Origin of the sequence: Pseudomonas sp. DWP2-2, from assembly GCF_049897065.1 — a bacterium.
GTDB lineage: Bacteria > Pseudomonadota > Gammaproteobacteria > Pseudomonadales > Pseudomonadaceae > Aquipseudomonas > Aquipseudomonas paracarnis.
In genome coordinates this window covers 127,023-147,744 of the sequence record NZ_JAFCVN010000012.1, presented here as the reverse complement: position 1 = coordinate 147,744, position 20,722 = coordinate 127,023, and the positions used below count along the sequence as shown (strand labels likewise).

Sequence of the window (20,722 nt, the reverse complement as noted above, 5' to 3'; positions counted from 1 at the left end):
GGGGTTTTTTTATGGTTCCCCCGCTCCGCGTGGGAACGCATCCAGGGATGCTCTGCGTCCCGCTTTGCACACATATGAAACCCGACCAAAGGCTCTAAATCGCGACCTGGCATTCGACCATGGTAGCGGGCCGAAACTTTTTGAAATCACTACACTGCCCACCTTGCTTTCCGTAGCCAGAGATAACAATTCATGTACCGTGATCGTATCCGCTTGCCTTCGTTGTTGAACAAGGTCATGAGCGCGGCAGACGCCGCTGCACTGATCGAGGACGGCATGACCGTCGGCATGAGCGGCTTCACCCGTGCCGGTGAAGCCAAGGCCGTCCCCCACGCCCTGGCCGAACGCGCCAAGACTTCGCCACTCAAAATCACGCTGATGACCGGCGCCAGCCTGGGCAATGACCTGGACAAGCAGTTGACCGAAGCCGGCGTACTGTCACGACGCATGCCCTTTCAAGTCGACAGCACTCTGCGCAAGGCGATCAATGCCGGCGAGGTGATGTTTATCGACCAGCACCTGTCGGAAACCGTCGAGCAACTGCGCAACAATCAGCTCAAATTGCCCGACATCGCCGTGATCGAAGCCGTCGCGATCACTGAGCGGGGCCATATCGTGCCCACTACCTCCGTAGGCAACTCGGCCAGCTTCGCGATTTTCGCCAAACAGGTGATCGTCGAGATCAACCTGGCGCACAATCCGAACCTGGAAGGGCTGCACGACATCTACATCCCGACCTACCGGCCGACGCGCACGCCGATCCCGCTGGTGAAAGTCGACGACCGTATCGGCAGCACCGCGATTCCGATCCCGCCCGAGAAAATCGTCGCCATCGTCATCACCAACCAGGCGGACTCCGCCTCCACGGTAACGCCGCCTGACAGCGACACCCAAGGCATCGCCAATCACCTGATCAACTTCCTCAAGCAAGAAGTCGATGCCGGGCGCATGACCAACAAGCTCGGCCCGCTGCAAGCCGGCATCGGTAATATTGCCAACGCGGTGATGTGCGGATTGATCGAGTCGCCGTTCGAAGACCTGACCATGTACTCGGAAGTGTTGCAGGATTCGACCTTCGACCTGATCGACGCCGGCAAGCTGAGCTTTGCCTCCGGCAGTTCGATTACCTTGTCGGAGCGACGCAATGCCGATGTGTTCGGCAACCTGGAGCACTACAAGGACAAATTGGTGCTGCGCCCGCAGGAAATTTCCAACCACCCTGAAGTGGTACGGCGCCTGGGCATCATCGGTATCAATACCGCGCTGGAGTTCGATATCTACGGCAACGTCAACTCCACCCACGTCTGCGGCACGCGGATGATGAACGGCATCGGCGGCTCCGGGGATTTCGCCCGCAATGCGCACCTGGCGATCTTCGTCACCAAGTCCATTGCCAAGGGCGGCGCAATTTCCAGCGTGGTACCGATGGTCAGCCATGTGGACCACACCGAACATGACGTGGACATTCTCGTCACCGAAGTAGGCCTTGCCGATCTGCGGGGCCTGGCGCCACGGGAGCGCGCTCGGGTGATCATCGATAACTGCGTGCACCCAGCCTACCGCGATGCCCTCAACACTTACTTCGATGCCGCCTGCGCCATCGGTGGGCATACGCCGCACATCTTGCGCGAAGCACTGAGTTGGCACATTAACCTGGAAGAAACCGGGCACATGCTCAAGGCTTGATGAATACAGATCCGGGCTGATGCAAATACAGTTTCATCAGCTCGGTGAACCCACCCGCACTTATGGAAAAAACTGTACTGCTGTACTGGTCATTTCCTACCGAAATATCCCACACACCAACTCAAAAATGCCTATTTCGCACCTTTTAAGTGCGCACAGGTACAGTTGCCCCAATTTCGTACCGTACAGCCTCGCTAAACAGTTAACTGGCCTCTCACAATACAGGTGAACTGTATCTAGAGAGTCTTGCCTCGGAGGAGGATCATTGGCATCAGTTAAACCACTACCTAATCCCGCCACAAGCGGAAGGATGTCATCATGGAACGTACACTCAGTTCCGAACTGTTCTTCGAAGAAAAAGCTGTAAACACCCAGGCTTCCCTGCCTTTGCGCGTTCTCGCCAACCTGATGTTGTGGCAGCGCCGCATCTCCAGCCGCCACCAGTTGGCTCGCCTGGATTCGCGTCTGCTGGCTGACGCCGGTATCAGCGAAGCTCAACGCTACGAAGAGCTGAGCAAGCCGTTCTGGCGCTAAGTGGCGCCCGCTGGCCCTGACCTGACGGGTCCACTGCCAGCACCCTGATTTGTCAAAGCAAAGCCCGCCCCGGGTAACCGGAGGCGGGCTTTGTTGTATCTGCGATAGCGCATTGGATTGGCTCGATTCAAGCCCAAAGATACAGTTTTAAATTTATAAAATATGACAGGTACAGTTTAATTACAGGCTTCCGAATAGCCCTGCACACGCCTAATATCGGTTCACCACGTGGCGAACCCTGTAGAGCGTGCGTCTGATGCTCGACAGTCCCAGTCCGTTTCATTGTGGCCGTTTCGCGCCACCTTATTATTCGTCTACAGGAGTTACCCCATGTCCCGTCTTCGCCTGCTGTGCACTGCCGCTGTGCTGACTCTGGCTGCCAATGCCAACGCGAGCAGCCTGATCATGACGACCGACTCGATCGTCGGCGCTCTGAAGGCAACCTCCGATGCCACGTCTGATGCCACTTCATCCCTGCGCGACAACAAGGTCGTACAAGCAGCCCGTGACGACGCCGCCAGCTTTGTCGCCAGCGAAGGCGCCATCCGTGGCGTGAAACTGGAAAGCGCCCTGGCCCAGATCCGTCAACAAGCGCCGCAATTGAATACCGCTACCGATGCACAGCTGGCACAGGCCATCCTGGCTATCTGATCCACGGCAACCAGACGGGAGCGCCCGCCGCTCCCGGATGGCTCGGCGCTGGCTCTCGCCCGGCCGTTGCGCTAGCCTTGGCGCTCGCTTTCAGTTGTAGAGTCCCATGGCTTTTTCATACCGTTCATTGAGTGTTCCTGTTCTGTTTTGCGCCTGCTGGTCACCCCTGGCTTCAGCGTTGGATGTGTCCACACAGAGCACTGTTGTCAGCGTGTATGCCACCAGCAAAGTGACCTCTGCGCCGTTCGACAATAAGTTGGTCATGGCCGCTCGGGATGATGCTGCCGCTTTCATTGCCACTGACGGCCAATGGCGGGGCGCACGCCTGGAGTCCGCGCTGGACTATCTACGCCGTACCCAGCCAAAACTTCATGCAAGCGACCTTGAACTGGCGCAGGCAATTCTCGTCCAATAATTATCGTTGTATTTCTATCTTTGTCATTGGAGTCACCCCATGCGTAGCCCGCTGATCGTCGCCGCCCTCGGCTTGCTGTTTTTGGCCGATGTCGCCCAGGCGCAAACCTTGAAGGCCACCAGCAACATCGTCGTGCGCGCCTCGGCGCGCACCATTGATTTCACCTCGGACACCACCACCTCCATCCGCGACTCCAAGATCGTGCGCGAAGCCCACGATGACGCCGCCAGTTTCGTCGCCACCAATGGCGAGATCCGTGGCGCCCAGCTGGAAGCCGCGTTCGATACCCTTCGCACCCGCGTGCCAGAAGCCCGTGATGCCAGCGACCAGACCCTCGCCGAAGCTATCCTCGCTCTGTGAGGCGTCTCAAAACCTGGCTCCTGGCCGGGGCCGTGCTGCTGTGTGCAAGTACAGCCCAGGCCGGCCTGCAACTGCGGCTCAAGACCCAAGGCTTGAGCCCAGCCGAACAGCAGGCCAGCCAGGCATTGCTCGATGAAGCACTGCGTTCCTTGCCACCGCGCTTTGTCGAGCAGCTGGATCGACGTATCGATGTCGGCTGGACCGACAAGATGCCTGAAAACGCCTACGGCCAGGCATCCCTGGTGTCCGAGCTGGACCTCAACCAGAACCTGCTCGCCAGCCTGACTGACGGCAGCGCCGCCACCCAGAAAACCAATCGCCCCCACGGTACCGTGCGCCGGGAGATGCTCGCCACCGTGCTGCATGAACTGACCCACATCTATGACCGTGCGCGCCTGTGGTCCAAGGACGAGCGCACGCTGATCCAGCGCTGCAGCCGCCAGAACAACATCACCGGCTTGATCGGCTTGCCCGACCAGTGCCGTGGCCAGAACGACCGCCGCTTTACCCTCAGTGACGACCCGCGCCTGCTGGACCTCGCCGGCTGGCCACAATATGTCGGTCGCCGCGGCGAGCGTGAGCAGCACAACCATCAGGTGGTACGCAGCCCGGACATCTACGAAACCACCAGCCCGCTGGAATTCGTAGCAGTCAACATGGAGTACTTCCTCCTGGACCCCAGCTACGCCTGTCGCCGCCCCGCGCTGTTCCGTTATTACAAGGATCACTTCGGCTGGGCACCGCCCGGACAGGACACCTGCGCCAGCACCTATGCCTTCCTGAACGCGGGCAACGATTTCGCCAAGACGCCCTTGGGCCAGATCGATCCGGAACGCGTGTATGAAATCGACTATCTGCTTGCCGAAGCCAACCAGAACCTGGTGAGCCGTTGGGGCCATAGCATGTTGCGCCTGGTGATTTGCGCTCCAGGCCGCCCGCGTGGCCCGGATTGCCGGCTGGATCTGGACCGGCATCTGGTGCTGTCTTACCGAGCCTTCGTCGGTGACGTCCAGCTGTCGAGCTGGGATGGCCTGGTGGGCAAATACCCGTCGCGGCTGTTCGTACTGCCGCTGGCCCAGGTCATTGATGAGTACACCAAAACCGAACTGCGTGGCCTGGCGTCGGTGCCGCTGAAGCTCAGCCGCCAGGAAATCAACGACACCGTCGAACATGCGGCTGAGATGCACTGGAGCTATGACGGCAACTACTTCTTTATCTCCAACAACTGTGCGGTCGAAAGCCTGAAACTGTTGCGCAGCGGCAGCGCCAACCCGCAATTGACCGGCCTGGACAACATCACCCCCAACGGTTTGCTGGAAGTGCTCAGCGCCCGCGGCCTGGCCGATACCAGCGTATTGAATGACAAGCGCGAGGCACTGCGGCTGGGGTATCACTTCGACTCGTTCCGCGAGCGCTACCAGGCCATGTTCGATGTGCTGCGCAAGCAACTGCCGATCAAGCAGACCCAAGTCGAAGACTGGTTGTCCCTGGATGCGCAAGCGCGTCGCCAATGGTTCAGCCAGGCCGACCTGCGTACCAGCGCCGCGCTGTTGCTGCTGGAGCAGGCCAGCTATCGCAAACAACTGATGCTCGCCCAGGATGAGGTCAAACAACGCTATCTCAATGCCCGCGAGCTGAAATACGGCGGCATGGAGAAAGCCAACAACACGCTGCAGCAAATTCTCGCCAACAGCGGCTTCCTGAGTCGCCCGGCCGAGTTGCTGGACAGTGGGGGTTATGGCCTGCCGCAACCTTCGGAAGCCAAGCGCCTGGAATCGGAGAGCGCCGAACGCCAGAAGCAGTTGCAGTCGTTGACCGGCGAGCTGGATAAAGAGGTGAGGGCGCTGCTCGATCCATCCCGCGCCGCCGAGATTGCCGCCTGTGAAGCCAACCTCAAACAAGTAGGTGAACACCTACGAGCGCTGCATAAAGCCGCCGGTGGCCTCGAGCTGCCCTGAACACCACTGTGTAAGCTGGCTTGCCCTTGTAGGAGCGAGCTTGCTCGCGAAAAACTAACAGGCGCCGCGTTTCTATAGGAAGCGCGCGTTAACGTTGACGTTTTTCGCGAGCAAGCTCGCTCCTACAAAAGCAAGCCAGCCACATTTTGTTCTGCGTCAACCTGAAGAACGAGTGCCTGCCCTTCATCAGCTGTTTTCTCAGCGAAAGCTGGCTGAAAGCTTCCCCGTCTAGGATCGCCCTCACTGCCGGCAACAGACCGGCTGTTAACAACAACAATGGTGATTCCCGATGTCCGCTCGTACCCGCCTGTTCGCTCCAACTCCACCCGTACGCCTCGTGCCTTTCGTTCTGCGCTGACCGCCACTCGGTCCGCCATTCCCTAGCCGCGCTACGCCTGGAGTATTCCTATGCTGACTTTCCTTGGCTTTGCCATGGTCATCACGTTCATGTTCCTGATCATGACCAAGCGCCTGTCCGCGCTGATCGCCTTGATCATCGTGCCGATCCTGTTCGCGCTGTTCGGCGGTTTCGCACCGAAGATCGGCCCGATGATGCTCGAAGGCATCACCAAGCTTGCGCCGACTGGCGTGATGCTGATGTTCGCCATCCTCTATTTTGCCTTGATGATCGACTCCGGCCTGTTCGACCCGGCCGTGCGCAAGATCCTCAAGATGGTCAAGGGCGACCCGCTCAAGGTGTCGGTCGGCACCGCGGTACTGGCCCTGGTGGTATCTCTGGACGGTGACGGTGCCACCACCTACATGATCTGCGTCGCGGCCATGCTGCCCCTGTACCAGCGCATCGGCATGAGCCCAAGGATCATGGCCGGCCTGATCATTCTCGCCGGTGGCGTCATGAACATGACCCCCTGGGGCGGCCCGACGGCGCGCGCCGCCAGTGCGCTGCATGTAGACCCGTCGGACATCTTCGTACCGATGATCCCGGCCATGGCCGCCGGTGTGGTGGCGATCCTGGTGATTGCCTACATGTACGGCAAGCGCGAACGTGCGCGCCTGGGTGAATTGCACCTGCAGGGCGACGAGATCGACCACAGCGAAATCAGCGTGTCGCAATTCCCCGACGCCCGCCGTCCGAAACTGATCTGGTTCAACGGCGCCCTGACCCTGGCGTTGATGTGCACCCTGATTGCCGGCCTGTTGCCGCTGCCGGTGCTGTTCATGGTGGCGTTCAGTATCGCCATGATCGTCAACTACCCATGCCTGCAGCAGCAGAAAGACCGCGTCGCGGCTCACGCCGGTAGCGTATTGGCGGTGGTGGGCTTGATCTTCGCCGCCGGTATCTTCACAGGCATCCTGTCGGGCACCGGCATGGTCGACGCCATGTCCAAGAGCCTGTTGGCGGTCATCCCAGAAGCGATGGGCCCTTACCTGGCGGTGATCACCGCGCTGGTTAGCATGCCGTTCACCTTCTTCATGTCCAACGATGCGTTCTACTACGGCGTACTGCCGGTACTGGCCGAAGCTGCCAGCCATTACGGTATCACCGCGGTGGAAATGGCGCGGGCGTCGATCGTCGGGCAACCCGTGCATTTGCTCAGCCCACTGGTACCCTCGACGTACTTGCTGGTTGCTCTGGCGGGTATCGAATTCGGCGATCACCAGCGCTTCACGCTCAAGTGGGCAGTGTTGGTGTGCCTGTGCATAATGTTCGCCGCATTGCTGATGGGGATTTTTCCGCTGTTCAGCACTCTATAATCGTACCGACTCACTCACCGCGCGGCGCTACAGCTTGCGCGGTTAACACTTGCTCAAAGGAATACACATGGAATGGCTGACCAATCCGGAAATCTGGATTGCCTTCTTCACCCTGACGGCCCTTGAGATCGTCCTGGGCATCGATAACATCATCATGATTTCGATCCTGGTCAGCCGCATGCCCAAGCATATGCAGGCACGCACTCGGATCTTCGGCCTGGCGTTGGCCATGGTCACGCGCATCCTGTTGCTGCTGTCGATCACCTGGGTCATGCAACTGACCGCCGACCTGTTCGTGGTGTTTGGCCAGGGCATCTCCGGTCGTGACCTGATCCTGTTCTTCGGTGGCCTGTTCCTGCTGTGGAAAAGCTCCCAGGAGATGTACCACGCGCTGGAAGGGGAAGATGAAACCCAAGACGAGCCCAAAGGCGCCGGTGGCAAGTTCATCTACACCATTATCCAGATCGCCATCATCGACATCGTGTTCTCCCTGGACTCGGTGATTACCGCCGTCGGCATGGTTTCCCACGTGCCGGTGATGGTTGCCGCCATCGTCGTTGCGGTATTGGTGATGATGCTGGCTGCCGGCACTATCAGCGAGTTCATCGACAAGCACCCGTCGCTGAAAATGCTGGCGCTGTCGTTCCTGCTGGTCGTGGGTACCGTGCTGATCGCTGAATCTTTCGACGTACACGTGCCAAAAGGCTACGTCTACTTCGCCATGGCGTTCTCGCTGGCGGTGGAAGCGGTGAACATCAAGATGCGTACCGCCATCGCGAAAAAGAAGAAACAGCAGGACCCAGTGAAACTGCGCAAGGACATTCCGGGTCAGTAAATTTGACCCGCGAGTGATCGTTCCCACGCTCCGCGTGGGAATGCCCTCTCGGACGCTCCGCGTCCGCAAAGTGACGCAGAGCGTCACAGGATGCGTTCCCACGCCGAGCGTGGGGAACGACCTTCATGACAGTTTTGTTTCAATCCCGAGTTTAGCTATGCGATGCTGGCGCAGAGCCCATTCGCCAACTACAGCTTAGGTACAAGACGTAGAGCGGCACGCGGTAACTTTCCTTCGCTCCTGCTGGAGCGCACCCACACGGGGGGCCGAGCATGCTGACCTTGCTCAATCTGCTTTCCGCCGTGACCCTGCTTATCTGGGGCACGCATATCGTCCGAACCGGCATCCTGCGGGTCTACGGTTCCAATTTGCGCCAAGTCATCGGGCAGAACATGTCCAAGCGCTGGCTGGCATTTGTCGCCGGTATCCTGGTGACGGCCATGGTGCAAAGCAGTAACGCCACCGCGATGCTGGTGACTTCGTTTGTCGGCCAAGGGCTGATGAGCCTCACGCCGGCCTTGGCCACCATGCTTGGCGCCGACGTCGGTACGGCCTTGATGGCGCGGGTGCTGACGTTCGATTTGTCCTGGCTGTCGCCGCTGCTGATCTTCCTCGGGGTGATTTTCTTCCTGTCGCGCAAACAGACGCGAGCAGGGCAGTTGGGCCGGGTCGGAATCGGCCTGGGCCTGATCATCCTCGCGCTGCAGTTGATCGTCGAAGCCGCCGGGCCCATTACCCATGCCCAGGGCGTCAAAGTCATCTTCGCTTCGCTGACCGGCGATATCTTGCTGGACGCCCTGGTGGGCGCGCTGTTCGCCATGATTTCCTACTCCAGCCTTGCTGCGGTGTTGCTCACGGCCACCCTGGCCGGTGCCGGCGTGATCGGCTTGCACGTGGCCATCGGCTTGGTGATCGGCGCCAACATCGGCAGCGGTGTACTGGCTTTTCTCAGCACCAGCATGCAAAACACTGCCGGTCGCCAAGTGGCCCTGGGCAGCCTGTTGTACAAATTGATCGGTCTGTTGCTGATCATTCCGGTGCTTGACCCGCTCGTGGGCTGGATGGACGGCCTGGACTATAGCGTCCAGGGCATGGTCATCACCTTCCACCTGCTCTACAACGTCAGCCGTTGCCTGATCCTGTTGCCCACCATCGGGCCCATGGCACGCCTGTGCGAATGGCTGCTGCCGGAACGCCCCGAAACCAATGGCAAGGCCAAGCCACGCCATCTGGACCTGGCCTCATTGAATACCCCAAGCCTGGCCCTGGCGAACGCCGCCCGCGAAACCCTGCGCCTGGGTGACTTGATCGACAATATGCTCACTTCGATGCAGGAAGTGCTGCGCGGCAATCAAACCGCCGTTACCCAAGAAATGCGCAGCCTGAGCGATGACGTCGAAGCGCTCTACAGCGCGATCAAACTCTACCTGGCGCAAATGCCCCGTGAAGACCTGAGTGAACAGGACAACCGCCGCTGGGCCGAAATCATCGAGCTGTCGATCAACTTGAAATTGGCCGGTGACCTGATCGAACGCATGCTGCGCAAGGTCCAGCAACAGAAGACCTCGCAGCGCCGGCAATTTTCCGAAGTGGGCCTGGAAGAACTCAGCGGGCTGCACAGCCAGTTGATCGCCAACCTGCGCCTGGGCCTGTCGGTGTTTCTCAGCGGCGACCCGGAAAGCGCCCGCCAATTACTGCGCGAAAAGCGCCGCTTCCGCGCTCAGGAACGCCGCCTGGCCCACGCCCATGTCAGCCGCCTGCAGCGCAAGATCGTGCAGAGCCTGGAAACCAGTTCCCTGCACTTGGAACTGATCGCCGACATGAAACGCTTGAACTCGTTGTTTTGCAGCAGTGCTTATGTAGTGTTGGAAACGTCCGACACTGGCGCGCTCTCGGCTGAAAGTATTGCCGACATTACCCATTCGCCCTGAACGTACGCCCGCGAGCGAAGTCAGTTAACAGTGGACCTCATTCGCCAGGAAGCTTGTTATGCGTCGCCTGTTACTCGCCTGCCTGCTCTTGGGCTCGGTACACGCCTTTGCCTTTGACCGCCTGCAAGTCGAGGGCTACACCTTGCCCAACGGCCTGCAACTGCTGCTCAAACCGGGCACCGAGCGTGGGCATGTCGCTATTCGCCTGGTGGTTGGTGTGGGCCTGGACGACTTCGGTTGCGAAGAAAAAGAGCTGCCGCACTTGTTCGAGCACTTGCTGTTCAGCGGTATCGACGGCGGCGGCGAAGGCGACCTCGAAGACCGCATGCAAGCCCTGGGCGGCGAGTGGAACGCCTACACCAGCAACGCCGACACCACCTTCGTGATCGAGGCGCCCGCGCAGAACCAACGCAAGGTGCTGGACCTGCTGCTGGCAATCCTCACGCGCACGCAACTGACCGACGCCCATATCAATGCCGCCAAGCAAGTGGTGGAGCGCGAAGACGGTGGCCATTATTCACACTTGCAACGCCTGCTGGATCGCCAGGACCTCGGTCACAGCGCCAGCAACCAACTGGCCGTGGAGTTGGGCCTCAAGTGCGCCGAACGCGCCGAGGTCAGCCACCTCACCCGCGACCAGTTGGAGAAGCTGCGCAAAGAATGGTACGCGCCGAACAACATGACCCTGATCGTCGTGGGCGATCTCGACAAACTGCTGCCCGCCTACCTGGAACGCACCTATGGTCAACTCGACCCAGTGGAGCCGAGCGAACATCGCCCCCTCCCGGAAATCCAGCATACCGCCGCCGGCCACCGCGACCTGATCCGCGGCTGGGTGGGCGATGGCGCCAAGCTGCACTGGCTGTTCCCAGAGCCGGTGCTGGACGACCAGCATGATGAAACCTACAACCTGCTCAAGGACTACCTCGACTGGGCGCTTTACCGGCAACTGCGCCTCAAGCACGGTTTGTCCTACGGCCCGTGGGTGGAACGCGAAGTGCTCGGCGGCGTTGGGTTCCTCAGCCTGAATGCCGACCTTGAGCGAGAAAACCTCCCTGAAGCCGAGCAGGTCTTGCAAGACCTCAAGGCCCAGTTGCTCAAGGATGGCCTCGACCCAACGGTATTCACACGCCTGCAACAAGCCGCCATTGCCCGCCAAGCCTGGGCAGTGCAAGGCAACAGCGCACTGGCCGACTATTACTGGAGTGCGGCCGGCGACTACTCCAATGGACGTTTCAGCGACCCGGTCAAACGCATCAAGGCCGTGAGCCTGGCACAAACCAACCAGGCCATGCGCGAATCGTTCCAGCAGCCGGGCTACTGGCGCATCGAAAAACCGCTGTTGAGTTATGACGCCTTGACCTGGATCGGTGCGGGCGTACTGGGCCTGATCATCCTTGGTTTGATCGGCCTGAGGCTTTATCGCAAACCTGTTGAGTAATGAGGCGCAGAATATCGGGCCAAGGCGTTATTCTGTCTGAGATTTTTCCCACAACCAGTGAACCGTCCATGCCGAACTTGCCTCCCCTCATCCAGCGCGTTATAGAACTGATCAAGCGCTACCCAGGGGTGATCGCACTCGGCGGTTTCATCTCGGGGGTGGGCAGCTTCATCCTGGTAGACCGCCAGCAGGGCATGGCCAGCTGGATTGCGGTGATCATGCTGGTGAGCTGGTTGTGGCTGATGCTGGAGAACAGTTTTACGCAACTGTTCACCAAGGTCTTCAATCGCGAGATCCCTGAACCGCTGCTGCGCTACGCCACCCAGATGATCCACCAGGAAAGTCTGTTTTTCGTCCTGCCGTTCTTTTTCGTCACCACCGCCTGGAACAGCGGCCAATCGCTGTTCACTGGCCTGCTGGGTGCGGCGGCGCTGGTGTCGATCATCGACCCGCTGTATTACAAATGGCTGGCGCCCAAACGCTCGCTGTTCCTGGCCCTGCACACCCTGACCCTATTCGCCGCGTTGCTGACCGCGCTGCCGATCATCATGCACCTGACCACCGCCCAGAGTTACAAACTGGCGTTGGGCGTGGCCATGGTCCTGTCGATCCCGAGCCTGGCCGTCAGCCTGCCGCTGCGTAGCCTCAAGGGCTGGGCGATGCTGCTGGGGGTAACGGCCGCCATCGGCTGCGCCGGCTGGTTCCTGCGCAGCTGGGTACCGCCCGCCACCCTGTGGATGACCGAAGTCGCCATCAGCACCCAACTGCAAGACCGCACGCCGGGCGACGACCTCAAGCAAGTCACCGCCGCCCAATTGCGCAGTGGTGGGCTGTATGCGTACACCGCGATCAACGCGCCACGCGGGCTGGATGAGCGGATCTACCATGTGTGGAAATTCAACGGCCAGGAAGTCGACCGCATTGCCCTGGACATCCATGGTGGGCGCAAGGAGGGCTATCGCGCCTGGACCCACAAGCAGAATTTCCCGGGTGATGCCGTAGGGCGCTGGCAGGTGCAGGTGCTCACCGAAGACGGCCAGGTCATCGGCGTTCTGCGTTTCAAGGTGATAGACACAGCACAAGCGGACAACCCAAAGTAAGCCGGATCGTGCTATTACGTAGCAATTGTGGATAGCCAAACAAGCTCGGAGCTTATGACCACTCGCACGACGGCCGGCGCGGCCCATCTTGATACGTCCAGCACCCCGCCTTCGCTACGGATTACCGGCGACTGGACGCTGGCCCACTACGCCCACCTGAAGAAGCTGTCGGCCACACTCGACGGCCAATACGACGCCGGCGCCCGCATTGACCTCAACGGCCTCGGTGCGCTGGATACCGCCGGCGCCTCGCTGCTGGTGGAGCTGCTGGGTCCTGCACGCATCGAACATTCTGCCGAACAGACTGATTGCACCCTGGCAGCCGCCGACCGTGCACTGCTCAAGACCGTCTACCGCTCCCTGAATGACTTTTGCGTACCGATCAAAGAGCCGGAAGAGGCCGCCGGCATTCAAGTGTTGGCTCGCATCGGCCGCGCAGTAGACACGGTCTGGCAAGACGCAATGAAGCTGTTGGGCTTTATCGGCCTGATCCTCGAAACCTTCGCCCGCGGTATTTGGCGGCCCAAGCGCTGGCGCCTGACGCCCATGGTCGCCCACATCGAACAGACGGGTCTGGATGCGGCGCCTATCGTCGCACTGCTGACCTTTCTGGTCGGCGCCGTCGTGGCCTTCCTTGGCGCCACCGTGCTCAAGAGCTTCGGCGCGACGATCTTTACCGTGGACCTGGTGGCGTTCTCCTTCCTGCGTGAATTCGGCGTGTTGCTCACCGCAATCCTCATCGCCGGCCGTACCGCCAGTGCATTCACCGCGCAAATCGGCTCCATGAAAGCCAACGAAGAAATCGACGCCATCCGTACCCTGGGCCTGGACCCCATGGAGCTGTTGGTATTGCCGCGCGTGCTGGCGCTACTGGTGGCGTTGCCGATGCTGACCTTCCTGGCGATGCTCTCGGGGATCGTCGGCGGTGGTGTGGTGTGTGCGGTGGCCCTGGATATTTCGCCGGCGATGTTTCTTTCGCTGCTGCAATCGGACATTGGCGTGCAGCACTTTCTGGTGGGCATGGTGAAGGCGCCGATCTTTGCCTTTTTGATCGCGGCCATTGGCTGCCTGGAAGGTTTCAAAGTCAGCGGCAGTGCCGAGTCAGTCGGCGCGCACACCACATCGAGCGTGGTGCAATCGATCTTTGTAGTGATCGTGCTGGATGCGGTCGCGGCGATGTTTTTCATGGAGATGGGCTGGTGAGTCGTCTACACCGTGCGCCCACTGAGGCGGTGATTGAAGTGCGTGGCTTGTGCAATCGCTTTGGCAGCCAAAGCGTGCATGAGAACCTCGACCTGGATTTGTACAAAGGCGAGATCCTGGCGGTGGTGGGGGGCTCTGGCAGCGGTAAATCCGTGTTGTTGCGCAGCATCGTTGGCCTGCGGCGCCCCAGCGAAGGCGAGGTACGGGTGTTCGGCAAAAACCTGCCGAGCCTGCCTGAACATGAACGCTCACTGGTAGAACGCCGCTTTGGCGTACTGTTCCAGAAGGGCGCGCTGTTTTCCTCGCTGACGGTGACCGAGAACGTGGCTCTGCCATTGATCGAGCACGCCGGCCTCAGCCGCGCCGATGCCGAGCACTTGGCGGCGGTCAAGCTGGCCCTGGCGGGGTTGCCGCTGTCGGCGGCCGACAAATACCCGGCCTCGTTATCCGGCGGCATGATCAAACGTGCCGCCCTGGCCCGCGCACTGGCCTTGGACCCGGACATCCTGTTTCTGGACGAACCCACCGCCGGTCTCGACCCCATTGGCGCGGCGCAATTCGACCAACTGATCCTCACCCTGCGCGATGCGTTGGGCTTGAGTGTGTTCCTGGTCACCCACGACCTCGACACGCTGTACACCATCACCGACCGTGTGGCGGTGCTGGCGCAGAAGAAAGTGCTGGTGGCCGACGCCATCGATGTCGTTTCGGAAACGGACGACGCCTGGATTCACGAATATTTCCACGGCCCCCGGGGCCGCGCGGCATTGGATGCCGCTCAATCGCTCAACGAGGTATGACATGGAAACCCGAGCCCATCATGTGATGATCGGACTGTTCAGCGTAATTGTGGTGGTCGGCGCGATGCTGTTTGGCCTGTGGCTGGCCAAGTCCAGCGTCGATACCGCCTTCCAGGATTACGAAGTGATCTTCAACGAAGCGGTCAGCGGCCTGTCCCAAGGCAGTGCGGTTCAGTACAGCGGCATCAAGGTGGGCGACGTGATCAGCCTGCGTCTGGACCCCAAAGACCCACGCCGAGTCCTGGCGCGCATCCGCCTGGCCGGGCAAACGCCAATCAAGGAAGACACCCAGGCCAAACTGGCCCTGACCGGTATCACCGGCACCTCGATCATCCAGCTCAGTGGGGGCACCCCGCAGAGCCCGGAGCTCAAGGGCAAGGACGGCAACCTGCCGGAAATCATCGCGTCGCCATCGCCTATCGCACGCCTGCTCAATAACAGCAACGACCTGATGACCAGCGTCAACCTGCTGCTGCACAACGCCAACCACCTGTTCTCACGGGAAAACGTCGAACGCCTGAGCAACACCTTGGACAACCTGCAACAAACCACCGGCGCCATTGCCGAGCAACGCGGCGACATCAAGGTGGTGATGCAGCAATTGATGCAGGTGAGCAAACAGGCGGGCGCGGCGCTGGAGCAAACCACCGTGCTGATGCGCAGCGCCAATGGTTTGCTCAGTGAACAAGGCAAGCAAGCCTTCGGCAGCGCCGAGCAGGCGATGAAATCCCTGGAGCAAAGCACCGCCACCATCAATACCTTGCTGACCAATAACCAGGACTCGGTGAACAGCGGCATGCAGGGCCTTAACGAGCTGGCGCCAGCCGTGCGCGAGCTGCGTGAAACCCTCGGCTCGCTGCGCGCCATCTCTCGCCGCCTGGAAGCCAACCCCAGCGGTTACCTGCTGGGCAGTGACAAGAACAAGGAGTTCACGCCATGAAGCGTGCTTACCACATGATCGTCCCCATGGCCCTGGCACTGGTCAGCGCGTGCTCGATCCTGCCCAAGCCGGACCCATCGGACGTGTACCGCCTGGCGTCCGCCCAACCGGCCAGCCAAGGCACGCCGGTGAGTTGGTCGCTGCGCGTGACCAAGCCGCAGACCAGCGAGTTTCTCGATAGCCCGCGCATCGCCGTAGTGCCAGATGGCAACTTGATCAGCAACTACGCGAATTCACGCTGGAGCGACCCGGCGCCGGTGCTGCTGCGTAATCGCCTGCTGGATGGCTTCCAGCGCGACGGGCGCGTGACGCTGTTGAGTACCGACGAGACCAACCTGCAAGCCGACTATGAACTGGGCGGGCAGTTGCAGGCGTTTCAGAGTGAGTATCGAGGCAAAGCGGTGGAGGTGGTGATTCGCCTCGACGCGCGATTGGTGCGTGGGCGTGATCAAAGGATTATCGCCAGCCGCCGGTTTGAAGTGAGGCAGCCGGTGAGTGACGCCAAGGTGCCAGCGGTGGTGGCTGCTTTTGGCCAGGCTGGGGATCAGCTGAATAAGCAGGTGGTGGATTGGGTAGTCAGCCAGGGCAATACCGCTCTGAAACCTTGAAGGCCTCATCGCAGGCAAGCCAGCTCCCACATTTTACTGCGTTCACACATCAAACTGTGGGAGCTGGCTTGCCTGCGATAACGATTGTGGCCTTAACCAAAAAACCAGTAGCACACCGAAATAGCCGCGACCACACCAGCAAACTCCGCGAACAACGCACATCCCACCGCATGCCGCGCCCGCTGGATGCCTACCGAGCCGAAGTACACGGCCAGCACATAAAACGTGGTTTCAGTACTGCCCTGTATCGTCGCCGCCACCAACGCCGCAAAGCTGTCCACACCCTGGGTCTGCATGGTCTCGATCAGCATCGCCCGCGCCGCGCTGCCGGAGAACGGCTTGACCATTGCGGTCGGCAGAGCGTCGACAAAGCGCGTATCCAGGCCAGTCCAGGCAACCACATGGCGAATCCCTTCCAGGCCGAACTCCAAGGCGCCCGAGGCACGCAACACGCCAACCGCACACAGCATCGCCACCAGATAGGGCAGTAGGTTCTTGGCTACGTCGAAGCCTTCCTTGGCGCCTTCGACGAATGCCTCGTACACCTTGACCTTGCGCAACGCGCCGATCACCAGAAACAGCATGATCAAGCCAAACAGCGTGAGGTTGCCCAGGATCGACGACAAACCGGCCAGCGCTGTGGCAGACAGGGTCGCCAGCAGCGCCATGAAGCCGCCCAGTACCAGCGCGCCGGGGATCAGATAGGCCAGCACCACCGGGTCCCACAAACGCAGGCGCTGCATCACCGCCACCGACAGCAGGCCCACCAGCGTCGAGGCGCTGGTGGCCAGCAGGATCGGCAGGAACACCAGCGTCGGGTCCGCAGCGCCTTGCTGGGCGCGGTACATGAAGATGGTCACCGGCAACAGCGTCAGCGAGGACGCGTTGAGCACCAGGAACAGGATCTGAGCGTTGGTCGCCGTATTGGGGATGGGGTTGAGCTCTTGCAGCGCCTTCATGGCTTTCAGGCCGATGGGCGTGGCGGCGTTGTCCAGGCCCAGGCCGTTGGCGGCAAAGTTGAGGGTGATCAAACCGATCGCGGGGTGCCCGGCGGGCACTTCCGGCATCAGGCGGCGAAACAGCGGGCCGAGGGCCTTGGCCAGCCAATCGACGATCCCGGCTTTTTCGGCAATCCGCAGAAAGCCCAGCCATAACGTCAGGGTACCGAACAGCAGCACCATGACTTCCACCGACAATTTGGCCATGGCGAAAATGCTTTCGACCATCGCCGCGAAGATCCCGGCGTTACCGCCCACCAGCCATTGCGCCAGTGCTGACACCATTGCCACGACAAAGAAGCCAAGCCACAGGCCATTGAGCATCAGATAAGTCCCCCGAAAGATGGGGCGAATGATAACGGGGCTGGCAGAAACGACAAACCCCGGAATTTCCCGGGGTTTGTTTTCGATCAATCTGCAATCAGCTACGGGTGGCTTGTGCCGTAGGCAGGGCTTCCTTGCTGCGCCAGTGCGGCAGGGAATTCCAGTAGCGCTCGCCCTTGGCGTCGTCGTACATGCCTTCCCAACGGGAGATAACCAGTACGGCCAAGGCATTGCCGATCACGTTCAGGGCGGTACGCGCCATGTCCATCACACGGTCGACACCGGCGATAAACGCCAAGCCTTCCAGTGGGATGCCCACGCTGCCCAGCGTCGCCAACAACACCACGAAGGACACGCCCGGCACGCCGGCGATACCTTTGGAGGTCACCATCAGGGTCAGTACCAGCATCAGTTGCTGGCCGATCGACAGGTCAATGCCATACAGCTGGGCAATGAAGATGGCCGCGATGCTCTGGTACAGGGTCGAACCGTCGAGGTTGAACGAATAGCCGGTCGGCACCACGAAGCTGCAGATCGCTTTCGGCGCGCCGTAGGCTTCCATCTTCTCGATCACACGCGGCAGCACGGTTTCGGAGCTGGCGGTGGAGTAAGCCAATACCAACTCATCTTTGAAGATGCGGATCAGCTTGAGGATCGAGAAGCCAAACAGGCGTGCGATCAAACCCAGGACCGCGAAGGCGAAGAACAGGATCGCGACGTAAACCAGGATCACCAGCTTGGCCAGCGGCAGCAGCGAGGCGAAGCCGAAGTTGGCGACCGTCACCGCGATCAGTGCAAATACACCGATAGGGGCGTACTTCATGATCATGTGGGTGACTTTGAACATGCTCTCGGACACGCCCTGGAACATGGTCACCAGCGGTTCGCGCAGTTCAGGCTTGAGGCTCGACAGGCCCAGGCCGAACAACACCGAGAAGAAGATGATCGGCAGCATCTCGCCTCGGGCGACTGCGGCGAAGATGTTCGAGGGGATCAGGTTGAGGATGGTCTCGATGAACGCATGTTCATGCTGCACTTCGGCGGCAGTCGCCTGGTACTTGGAGATATCGACGGTACCCAGGGTACTCATGTCGATGCCAGCGCCTGGGTGGAACAGGTTGGCGAGCAACAGGCCCACCACGATAGCGATGGTGGTGACGATTTCGAAGTAGAGGATGGTTTTGACGCCGATACGACCGAGCTTTTTCGCGTCGCCGACACCGGCAATGCCGACGATCAGCGAAGAAATCACAATTGGGATCACGATCATCTTGATCAGGCGGATAAAGATATCGCCCGCCGGCTGCAACACATTGCTGATCCACCAGGCCTTTTCAGCACTGAAATGGTTGAGCACGGCACCGATTGCAATGCCCAGTACCAAACCGATGAGGATCTGCCAGGCGAGGCTTAGCTTTGCCTTCTTCATGTCATTACCCTTGCTTCAAGTGGACTTACGGCAAATGCGCCAGCTGCAACGCTCGAAAGCGAAAAAGTGTGTGCATCTGCCTCCATGGAAGGTCACCGCAGCGTGGCCGAAATGGCTTACTGGCAGGCGAAAAAAGGCGCAACTATTCCCATGCAAGGGAGCGACGTCTAATGCCGTAAACGCCTACCCTATGCCGAATCGGCATGGCTTTTTTTGAAAATATTTGTCCAAACGGTCAGTTCGTATCCGCCATTCGAGCGGGTGAATATGCCGTTAAGCAGCCAAATCAGGCTCGCGCAGAGATACTGGACGACTTCGATTGGCTGACAGAAATGTCTGAGAAATCCATCACCTAGGGCCGGAAAGATCCTATAGCGCGATTGAAAAATTCTCGATAGATGGTCACGCCGACATACCCGGTAATGGTTGGCCAGACGCAAAAAACAAAACTGCGGCTATAGGCGGCATGAAACGCGGGAATGAGAGTCGTAAGCCCGCCGCAAGTTCAGCAAGCTTGAGGTCTTGTGAACTTGCGTCGCAGCTTTTCGCCTGACCCGGCCCTTGCGCAGGTACTCCCTGTACCCGTAGGTCACGCCGATCCTGATCGATCAGAGCAACCCGGCCCCCTGGTCATGCATCACTCAAGGAGCGATGCAAACAGAAAGAAGCACAAGGGCTTCCTTCTATGGACGCCGGCTCCGTCAGACGGAACCTAGTACCAATTCGGATCTTTCTTGAGCTGTTCCATCAGCAGCTTTTGCATACCCTCGTCCGGCTTACCGAGGAAACGGTAATCGGCGTGCCGGGTCGGGGACTTGTCCGCTGGCAAACCCGCCGGGACTTCCACCAACATGGCGTAGGCATCTTCCTTGTCGAGGCTGAAGGCAACGATCAGGCGCTTGTTCAGGCAGGTGTCTGCGGTTTCGCAAAGCGGCCCGACCAAGTACTTGTCGCCATCTTCCTCAACGGCATTCATTTGCTCGGCCGTGCCCGACAGGTTCATCACCCATTCGGGCAGGCGTTCCTCTTTCTTCACCACGTCTTGCCAGGTTTCACGGTACTGCGGATCCGCGCTGAGCAATTCGTTAGCCCGGGACTGGCCGTCGTTGGCGGCCATGGCCAGGCCGCTGCCGCCCAACAGCAGGGCGGCAGCAAGGGCTTTAAAAGGCAGGCTGACCATATTCAACCTCGGCCTTTGCGACCAAAGAAGAACGAAGCGATAAACATCACCAGGAAGACCACAAACAGGATCTTGGCGATGCCGGTGGCGGTGCCAGCGATACCACCGAAGCCCAGGACTGCGGCCACAATGGCGATGATCAGAAATGTGATTGCCCAACTCAACATGGTGATTCTCCTTATGCTTCTATAGGGGTAACAGCGGTGATACCGTGCAGCCGCTCAACACGAGCGACATTTTTTGCCTAGAACACCCAACGGTCATGGGCCGGCAGTTCGTCCAGGGTGGAACCCTGGTCTACCAGGCTCAATTGCGGGGCAGTCACATCGGCGCTGGCGCTGCCAATGGAACGGAAATGGGTCTGAGTCATGACGGGACGTTCAAATTGCGGGGCTGGCTGCGCACGCTCCTGCCAATGCTGCAACTGCTGGCCGGCAATCAACGTGACCATCAAGGCCAGGCTGGCGAACAGGCCCTGCTGCAAGCGCAGCGGCGATACACGCAATTGGCTGAGGCTTTGGCGAGTCATGCTGCATTACTCCCGCATTCTGATTATTCGTTCATGACGCTCTTGGGGGAGATATTGCAGAGTGCATGCCAGCTTTATTGCAAA

20 protein-coding genes are annotated in these 20,722 nt (G+C 59.9%); 15 read left to right on the top strand and 5 right to left on the bottom strand.

Annotation, left to right across the window (positions count from 1 at the left end):
- Positions 1–192: 192 nt before the first annotated feature.
- From ACP7CZ_RS22470 to ACP7CZ_RS22400, 15 genes are all read left to right on the top strand, one after another.
- A complete protein-coding gene (locus ACP7CZ_RS22470) occupies positions 193–1,686 on the top strand; it encodes an acetyl-CoA hydrolase/transferase family protein (protein WP_198791747.1) in 1,494 nt (497 codons plus the stop codon).
- 318 nt (positions 1,687–2,004) lie between these two features.
- Entirely contained in the window at positions 2,005–2,220 is a 216-nt protein-coding gene (locus tag ACP7CZ_RS22465) for a DUF1127 domain-containing protein (protein WP_003187413.1), read from the top strand.
- Positions 2,221–2,550: 330 nt separating this feature from the next.
- A complete protein-coding gene (locus tag ACP7CZ_RS22460) occupies positions 2,551–2,871 on the top strand; it encodes a DUF2388 domain-containing protein (RefSeq protein WP_034136006.1) in 321 nt (106 codons plus the stop codon).
- A 106-nt stretch (positions 2,872–2,977) separates the two neighbouring features.
- Complete coding sequence (locus ACP7CZ_RS22455; protein WP_294191143.1) at positions 2,978–3,286, top strand: DUF2388 domain-containing protein; 309 nt, start codon at positions 2,978–2,980, stop codon at positions 3,284–3,286.
- A gap of 39 nt (positions 3,287–3,325) precedes the next feature.
- Positions 3,326–3,646, top strand: a complete 321-nt coding sequence (locus ACP7CZ_RS22450; RefSeq protein WP_003187408.1) for a DUF2388 domain-containing protein — start codon at positions 3,326–3,328, stop codon at positions 3,644–3,646.
- On the top strand, positions 3,643–5,604 hold the full coding sequence (locus ACP7CZ_RS22445; RefSeq protein ID WP_127880281.1) for a DUF4105 domain-containing protein: 1,962 nt from the start codon (positions 3,643–3,645) through the stop codon (positions 5,602–5,604). Before ACP7CZ_RS22450 ends, ACP7CZ_RS22445 begins: the two co-directional genes overlap by 4 nt.
- Before the next feature lie 408 nt (positions 5,605–6,012).
- Positions 6,013–7,320, top strand: coding sequence for a CitMHS family transporter (locus tag ACP7CZ_RS22440; protein WP_003187405.1), 1,308 nt, complete (start codon positions 6,013–6,015; stop codon positions 7,318–7,320).
- A gap of 67 nt (positions 7,321–7,387) precedes the next feature.
- Complete coding sequence (locus tag ACP7CZ_RS22435; protein ID WP_003187403.1) at positions 7,388–8,155, top strand: TerC family protein; 768 nt, start codon at positions 7,388–7,390, stop codon at positions 8,153–8,155.
- Between the two features lie 272 nt (positions 8,156–8,427).
- On the top strand, positions 8,428–10,086 hold the full coding sequence (locus tag ACP7CZ_RS22430) for a Na/Pi cotransporter family protein (RefSeq protein WP_003187402.1): 1,659 nt from the start codon (positions 8,428–8,430) through the stop codon (positions 10,084–10,086).
- A 58-nt stretch (positions 10,087–10,144) separates the two neighbouring features.
- The gene (locus ACP7CZ_RS22425; protein ID WP_294191137.1) at positions 10,145–11,527 is read left to right on the top strand and encodes a M16 family metallopeptidase; all 1,383 of its coding nucleotides are present in this window, start codon (positions 10,145–10,147) and stop codon (positions 11,525–11,527) included.
- Between the two features lie 68 nt (positions 11,528–11,595).
- Positions 11,596–12,627, top strand: coding sequence for a DUF5924 family protein (locus tag ACP7CZ_RS22420; RefSeq protein ID WP_003187399.1), 1,032 nt, complete (start codon positions 11,596–11,598; stop codon positions 12,625–12,627).
- A 54-nt stretch (positions 12,628–12,681) separates the two neighbouring features.
- Entirely contained in the window at positions 12,682–13,830 is a 1,149-nt protein-coding gene (locus ACP7CZ_RS22415) for an ABC transporter permease (protein WP_034129245.1), read from the top strand.
- On the top strand, positions 13,827–14,630 hold the full coding sequence (locus tag ACP7CZ_RS22410; protein WP_014716351.1) for an ABC transporter ATP-binding protein: 804 nt from the start codon (positions 13,827–13,829) through the stop codon (positions 14,628–14,630). The genes ACP7CZ_RS22415 and ACP7CZ_RS22410 overlap by 4 nt, the downstream gene beginning before the upstream one ends.
- A 1-nt stretch (position 14,631) precedes the next feature.
- Complete coding sequence (locus ACP7CZ_RS22405) at positions 14,632–15,570, top strand: MlaD family protein (RefSeq protein ID WP_003187394.1); 939 nt, start codon at positions 14,632–14,634, stop codon at positions 15,568–15,570.
- Positions 15,567–16,178 (top strand): ABC-type transport auxiliary lipoprotein family protein, encoded by a 612-nt coding sequence (locus ACP7CZ_RS22400; RefSeq protein WP_070415401.1) that lies wholly within the window; start codon positions 15,567–15,569, stop codon positions 16,176–16,178. The genes ACP7CZ_RS22405 and ACP7CZ_RS22400 overlap by 4 nt, the downstream gene beginning before the upstream one ends.
- A 92-nt stretch (positions 16,179–16,270) precedes the next feature.
- Here the strand turns inward: ACP7CZ_RS22400 and ACP7CZ_RS22395 are convergent, their stop codons facing one another.
- From ACP7CZ_RS22395 to ACP7CZ_RS22375, 5 genes are all read right to left on the bottom strand, one after another.
- Complete coding sequence (locus ACP7CZ_RS22395) at positions 16,271–17,500, bottom strand: nucleoside recognition domain-containing protein (protein WP_054897227.1); 1,230 nt, start codon at positions 17,498–17,500, stop codon at positions 16,271–16,273.
- A 97-nt stretch (positions 17,501–17,597) separates the two neighbouring features.
- Positions 17,598–18,929 (bottom strand): glutamate/aspartate:proton symporter GltP, encoded by a 1,332-nt coding sequence (gene gltP, locus ACP7CZ_RS22390; RefSeq protein WP_003187390.1) that lies wholly within the window; start codon positions 18,927–18,929, stop codon positions 17,598–17,600.
- Positions 18,930–19,641: 712 nt separating this feature from the next.
- Complete coding sequence (locus tag ACP7CZ_RS22385; protein WP_034129242.1) at positions 19,642–20,109, bottom strand: inhibitor of vertebrate lysozyme family protein; 468 nt, start codon at positions 20,107–20,109, stop codon at positions 19,642–19,644.
- Positions 20,110–20,111: 2 nt separating this feature from the next.
- Positions 20,112–20,276 (bottom strand): DUF1328 domain-containing protein, encoded by a 165-nt coding sequence (locus ACP7CZ_RS22380; RefSeq protein WP_003187386.1) that lies wholly within the window; start codon positions 20,274–20,276, stop codon positions 20,112–20,114.
- A gap of 77 nt (positions 20,277–20,353) precedes the next feature.
- Positions 20,354–20,638, bottom strand: a complete 285-nt coding sequence (locus tag ACP7CZ_RS22375; protein WP_020301400.1) for a hypothetical protein — start codon at positions 20,636–20,638, stop codon at positions 20,354–20,356.
- Positions 20,639–20,722 lie beyond the last annotated feature (84 nt).